The sequence below is a fragment of the Nonomuraea sp. NPDC005983 genome, from assembly GCF_040614375.1.
GTDB lineage: Bacteria > Actinomycetota > Actinomycetes > Streptosporangiales > Streptosporangiaceae > Nonomuraea.
The window spans coordinates 1-5,897 of record NZ_JBEXUP010000251.1 but is presented as its reverse complement, the minus strand read 5'-3'; the positions used below and the strand labels follow the sequence as shown (position 1 = coordinate 5,897).

The 5,897-nt window shown below is 68.9% G+C and carries 5 protein-coding genes and 1 pseudogene; 5 read left to right on the top strand and 1 reads right to left on the bottom strand.

Annotated features, from left to right (window positions below):
- The coding region (locus tag ABZ297_RS45915; protein ID WP_355360636.1) for an acyltransferase family protein at positions 1–1,016 on the top strand (1,016 nt) is incomplete at its 5' end.
- Positions 1,013–3,520 (top strand): DUF3516 domain-containing protein, encoded by a 2,508-nt coding sequence (locus ABZ297_RS45910; protein ID WP_355360639.1) that lies wholly within the window; start codon positions 1,013–1,015, stop codon positions 3,518–3,520. The genes ABZ297_RS45915 and ABZ297_RS45910, both read left to right, overlap by 4 nt.
- Positions 3,521–3,703: 183 nt before the next feature.
- On the opposite strand, the gene ABZ297_RS45905 is transcribed toward ABZ297_RS45910, so the two are convergent.
- Positions 3,704–4,267 (bottom strand): hypothetical protein, encoded by a 564-nt coding sequence (locus ABZ297_RS45905; protein WP_355360633.1) that lies wholly within the window; start codon positions 4,265–4,267, stop codon positions 3,704–3,706.
- 17 nt (positions 4,268–4,284) lie between these two features.
- On the opposite strand from ABZ297_RS45905, the gene ABZ297_RS45900 reads away from it, so the two are divergent.
- The 3 genes and pseudogenes from ABZ297_RS45900 to ABZ297_RS45890 form a co-directional block, all read left to right on the top strand.
- A complete protein-coding gene (locus ABZ297_RS45900; protein ID WP_355360630.1) occupies positions 4,285–4,428 on the top strand; it encodes a hypothetical protein in 144 nt (47 codons plus the stop codon).
- Between the two features lie 468 nt (positions 4,429–4,896).
- Entirely contained in the window at positions 4,897–5,346 is a 450-nt protein-coding gene (locus tag ABZ297_RS45895) for a PhzF family phenazine biosynthesis protein (protein ID WP_355360627.1), read from the top strand.
- Positions 5,283–5,807 (top strand): annotated as a pseudogene (locus tag ABZ297_RS45890) (proline racemase family protein); the annotation flags it as partial. The gene ABZ297_RS45895 and the pseudogene ABZ297_RS45890, both read left to right, overlap by 64 nt.
- Between the last annotated feature and the right edge of the window lie 90 nt (positions 5,808–5,897).

Here is a 5,897-nt window from a genome sequence, read left to right as displayed (position 1 = left end):
TGACCGTCCGGCTGCGCCGCCTGGCCTGGCCGCTGCTGCCGCTGGCGGCGGTGTGGATCCCGCTCCCCCACCTGCTGCTCGAGCTGGGCGTGCCCCCGCAGCCGCTGGAGACGGGCGCGAAGCTGACCGGCCAGCTCCTGTGGTTCCTCGCCGTGTACGTGATCGCCGTGGTGTCCACGCCGTACCTGCTGGGCCTGCACGCCCGGCACGGGCTGCGGGTGCCGGCGGCGCTGGCGGCCGGCGCGGTGCTGACGGACGTCGCGCGCTTCTCGACCGGCGTCGAGCCGCTCGGCTACCTCAACATCGTCTTCGTCTGGCTGGTGGTGCACCAGCTCGGCTTCCTGTACGCCGAGGGCCGGCTGACCCGTCCGTGGCCGCTGGCGATCGGCGGGTTCGGGACGGCGGCGCTGCTGGTGGCGTTCGGCCCGTACCCGGGCAGCATGATCGGCCTGCCCGGCGCGGAGGTGTCCAACATGGCCCCGCCCACGCTGGCCATGCTGGCCGTCGCCGCCGGGCAGATCGGCCTGGCCACGCTGCTGCGCCCGTGGATCCTGCGGCTCAGGACGGACGGGCTGCTCGCCTGGGCGGGGCCGCGCGTCATGACCGTCTACCTGTGGCACATGCCCGCGCTGTTCGCGGTCACCGGCGTGGTGGTCGTCGGCCTGGGACTCGACACGCCGGCGCCGGGCAGCCTCGGCTGGTTCGCCGGGTGGCCGCTCTGGTTCGGGCTGCTCTGCCTGGTGATGTGGCCGCTGCTGAAGGGGTTCGCCCGTTTCGAGGAGCCGCCCGCGCTGCCATACGGGAAGGCGACCTGGGGCTCTTCGCTCGGCGCGGCCGTGCTCGTCGGCGGCGGCCTGCTGATGCTGACGGTGGCCGGGTTCGCGCCCGGCTGGACGCCGGTCGTCGCGACGGTCGCGATCCTCGGCGGCCTGCTGGCGACCGGCCCTCGAACACCGCTCTCGGCCCGGCACGGCTCCCGCCGGGGTTCGAGCACGAGGGAAACTTCGGCAGGATAGGGAGTGTGAGCCTACTCGTTGACCGCCTGCCCGAAGAGATCGACGCCGAGCCCGACGCCATCTTTGACGCCTTCGCCTCCTGGAACACCGAGCGCGGGCTCACGCTCTATCCCGCGCAGGAGGAGGCGCTCATCGAGGTGGTGTCCGGGAGCAACCTGATCCTGGCCACGCCCACCGGCTCGGGCAAGAGCCTCGTCGCCGCCGGCGCCCACTTCACGGCCCTGACGCGGGACGTCCGCACCTTCTACACCGCGCCGATCAAGGCACTGGTGTCGGAGAAGTTCTTCGACCTGGTCGCGATCTTCGGCACCGAGAACGTCGGCATGATGACGGGCGACGCCAGCGTCAACCCGGGCGCGCCGATCATCTGCTGCACGGCCGAGATCCTGGCCAACGTGGCGCTGCGCGACGGCGCGGCGGCCGACATCGGCCAGGTCGTCATGGACGAGTTCCACTTCTACGCCGAGCCCGACCGCGGCTGGGCGTGGCAGGTTCCGCTGCTGGAGCTGCCGAACGTGCAGTTCATCCTGATGTCGGCGACGCTCGGCGACGTCTCCATGTTCGAGCGCGACCTGACCAGGCGCACCGGGCGTCCCACCGCGGTGGTCAAGCACGCCGAGCGGCCGGTGCCGCTGGTGTACTCGTACCGGATGACTCCGCTGCACGAGTCGCTGGAGGAGATGCTCAGCACCGGCCAGGCGCCCGTGTACGTGGTCCACTTCACCCAGGCCGCCGCGATGGAGCGGGCCCAGGCGCTGATGTCGATCAACATGGCGACCAAGGCCGAGAAGGAGGCGATCGCCGCCATGATCGGCGGCTTCCGCTTCACCACCCGGTTCGGCCGCGCGCTGTCGCGACTGGTACGGCACGGCATCGGCGTCCACCACGCCGGGATGCTGCCGAAGTACCGGCGGCTGGTGGAGCGGCTCGCCCAGGCGGGGCTGCTGAAGGTCATCTGCGGCACCGACACGCTGGGCGTGGGCGTCAACGTGCCGATCCGCACGGTGCTGTTCACCGCCCTGTCCAAGTACGACGGCAACAAGGTGCGGCGGCTGCGCGCCCGCGAGTTCCACCAGATCGCGGGCCGCGCGGGGCGGGCGGGCTTCGACACGATCGGCTACGTCGCCTGCCAGGCGCCCGAGCACGACATCGAGAACGCCAAGGCGCTCGCCAAGATCGGCGACGACCCGAAGCGGCGGCGCGGCTACGCCCGCAAGAAGCCGCCCGAGGGCTTCGTCGGCTGGAGCGAGGAGACCTTCGACAAGCTCCAGCAGGCCGAGCCGGAGCCGCTGAACTCCCGGTTCAAGGTGAGCAACGCGATGCTGCTGGCGGTCATCAACCGTCCGGGCGACTGCTTCCGGGCGATGAAGCACCTGCTCACCGACAACCACGAGGATCGCAAGTGGCAGCGCCGGCACATCAGCCAGGCGATCGCCATCTACCGGTCGCTGCTCGCGGGCGGCATCGTCGAGCAGCTCAAGGAGCCCGACGAGCAGGGCAGGCGGGCCAGGCTCACCATCGAGCTGCAGGAGGACTTCGCGCTCAACCAGGCGCTGTCCACGTTCGCGCTGGCCGCCTTCGACCTGCTCGACCAGGAGTCGCCCGGGTACGCCCTCGACATGGTGTCGATCGTCGAGTCCATCCTCGACGACCCGCGCCAGATCCTGTCGGCGCAGCTGAAGAAGGCCCGCGGCGAGGCGGTCGCGCAGATGAAGGCCGACGGCATCGAGTACGAGGAGCGGATGGAGCAGCTCGCCGAGGTCATGTACCCGATGCCGCTCGACGACCTGCTGCTCGGGGCGTACGAGACGTACCGGCGGGGGCATCCCTGGGTGGGCGACTACACGGTCAGCCCGAAGTCGGTGGTCCGCGACATGTACGAGCGGGCGATGACCTTCAGCGAGTACATCCAGGTCTACGAGCTGGCCCGCTCCGAGGGCACCGTGCTGCGTTACCTGGCCGACGCCTACCGCACGCTCAGCCGCACCGTCCCCGAGCACCTGAAGCGCGACGACCTGGTCGACCTGATCGAGTGGCTCGGCGAGCTGGTCCGGCAGGTCGACTCGTCGCTGATCGACGAGTGGGAGAAGCTGGCCAACCCGGCCGAGGCGCTGGAGAAGCAGGAGCAGCTGGAGGCCAAGGTGCGGCCGGTCACCGGCAACCCGCGGGCGTTCAGGGTGCTGGTGCGCAACGCGATGTTCCGCCTGGTCGAGCTCTGCGCCATCGAGAAGGAGGACGAGCTGGAGGAGCTGGCCCCCGACGTCGACTGGGGCGCCGCGCTCGACGCCTACTACGACGAGCACGAGGAGATCCTCACCGACGCCGACGCGCGCGGGCCCGCGCTGCTGCGGATCGAGGAGGAGAGCGGGCTGTGGAAGGTCCGCCAGACGATCAGGGACCCTGCCGGCGACGGCGACTGGGGCATCGACGCGCAGATCGACCTCGCCGCCTCCGACGAAGAGGGCCGCGCCGTCGTCCACGTGCAGGGGCTGAACCGGCTCTGAGGTTGAAGCCGTGTGCCGGAACGGACTGGCAACAACGTTCCGACACACGTGCGTGTCTCTAGTCTCTCGCCAGGAACTTCCGCATCTGGTCATCAGAATGTCCCAAGATCGAGACATTCCGCACAATTCGCCGAAGCTCGCGGAGCTCGCAGAGCTCGCAGAGCTCGCAGAGCTCGTCGGCCCTCAGCAGGAGGCGATGTCGCAGATCTTCGCGAGCATCCGCTCGGCGTCCTTGGTCTGCTGGGCGTAGTCGGAGGTGGCGGGCTTGCCCCACTCGCCCGCCTGCGTGTACAGGATCAGCGCGTTGGCCCGGCGGGCGACCACCGCCCGCTCCCCGCCAATGCCGATCTTCTTCCCCTGGTAGCTCTGCCCCGAGACGCGCACCGCCTCGTCGCCCAGCGTGACCGCGCTCGTGGCGTACCGGTACGCGGACGAGCCACAGCTCTTCAGCGCGGCCCGCAGCTCCCGCAAGGCCCTGGCCGCGTCAGCGGGGGCGGCGTACAGGACCACCTGCTCGGACTTGGAGAAGTCCGGCACCGCCGTGTAGACGAGGGTCTTGGCCGAGGTGCGTCCCGCCTGGCCGAGCCTGACCTTGTCGCACGGGTTCACCACCAGCTTGGCGCCCTTCTTCCCGCTCACCTGCCACGAGGTCTCGGGGTTGTCGTCCTTCTTGGACGCGGCCTTCTCGTACAGCAGGAAGCCGTTGGGGATGGCGACAGCGGTCGCTAACAGAATCACGCTGATCATGGGTCGAAATTGTACGAATGAGCGAGCAAGAGATCAGGCGAGTCCTCGGATTGCTGTACCAGGACGACACCCTGCGGGCCTTCGCCTCCCTGGTGCCCGGCGTCACCGAAGGGCTGCCGCCGAAGACCCTCGCGCGACCGCCGACCCCGCCCCGGAGGTGAGCGCCGAGGAACACCTGCTGCGGGCCGTATCCGACATCACCCGCGCCCACGGCCGGCTCTGCCCTCCCGAAACGGTCGCGCCCTAATCTGCATTAGCAACTCGGTGTAACCCCACCCTTTTGGCTGGCATTGGCCACTTTGATGCGAATTCGCCGCCTATTCATCTACGAATCCCCCGCTCATCGCATAAGGCGCAAGGCTGCCAAAGGATTTCTGAAGTCTCGAACGACTCATTGATGGCCATCTCGATCGGAGTGATCTATGATGTGTGACATACTAGTCCTCCACTCGGGGCCGAGGAGGGGTTCGTGTCAGGCATCGCAGGACTTGACGAACGCGTGGCCGAAGTGGTTAAGGCAGCTCAGCTGGTCAGGCCGGGGAATCGGACCAGTACACGGACTACGACGAGGAGGCGCGGGACTACCGTCACATCCCCTTCTTCGCCGAGGCCAAGCAGAGGCTGGGCGGGTGAACGTGATCAACATCCCGATCTTCCAGATCGACGCGTTCACTGACCGGATCCTCTGGGGGAACCCGACGGCGGTCTGCCTGCTCGACGAGTGGCTGCCCGACGCCGTCATGCAGGCCATCGCCCTAGAGAAGACGGCCTTCATCGTGAGGAACGCAGACGCCTACGACCTGCGCTGGTTCACTCCGGCCACCGAGGTCGAGCTGTGCGGGCACGCCACACTGGGCGCGGCGTACGTCGTCCTGACACATCTCCAGCCGGACCGAGGCGAGGTGACGTTCCACTCGGCCAGCGGACCGCTCATGGTCGCCCGGCACGGGGACATGTTCGGCAGGGACGATCCACCTGTCCGACGACGACCTCCACCAGAACTGAGAGGGATGACTTGCGCACCAAGCGAATCTTCCATGCGGTCGACTCCCACACCGAAGGCATGCCCACCCGTGTGATCACCGGTGGCGTCGGGGTGATCCCCGGAGCGACGATGGCGGAGCGCCGGATCCACTTCCGCGAGAACCTCGACCACATCAGGACCCTGCTCGTGACCGAGCCGCGGGGGCACGCGTCGATGAGCGGGGCCATCCTCCAGCCGCCCACCAGGTCCGACGCGGATTGGGGCGTGCTGTTCATCGAGGTGTCCGGTTACCTGCCGATGTGCGGGCACGGCACGATCGGGGTCGCGACCGTCCTGGTGGAGACGGGCATGGTCACCGTGACCGAGCTGGTCACCACCGTGCGCCTGGAGACCCCGGCGGGTCTGGTCGTGGTCGACGTGGCGGTCTCCGACGGGGTCGCGCGGAGCGTAACCCTCAGGAACGTTCCGGCGTTCTGCGAGCGGCTGGACGCCGAGCTCGAGGTCCCCGGGTTCGGCTCCGTCCGCTACGACCTCGCTTACGGCGGCAACTTCTACCAGAATGTGGGCCAGTGCTCCGGCGTTTACGCCGGGGGTGAAGGCCCACGTGGGAGTGCCCGCTAGGGCGCGAGCGTGCCCTGACCTTTC

Excerpts from the sequence above, each read along its gene's own strand:
- ABZ297_RS45900 (WP_355360630.1), top strand. The coding sequence starts at position 4,285 with ATGAGCGAGCAAGAGATCAGGCGAGTCCTCGGATTGCTGTACCAGGAC.
- ABZ297_RS45905 (WP_355360633.1), bottom strand. The coding sequence starts at position 4,267 with ATGATCAGCGTGATTCTGTTAGCGACCGCTGTCGCCATCCCCAACGGC.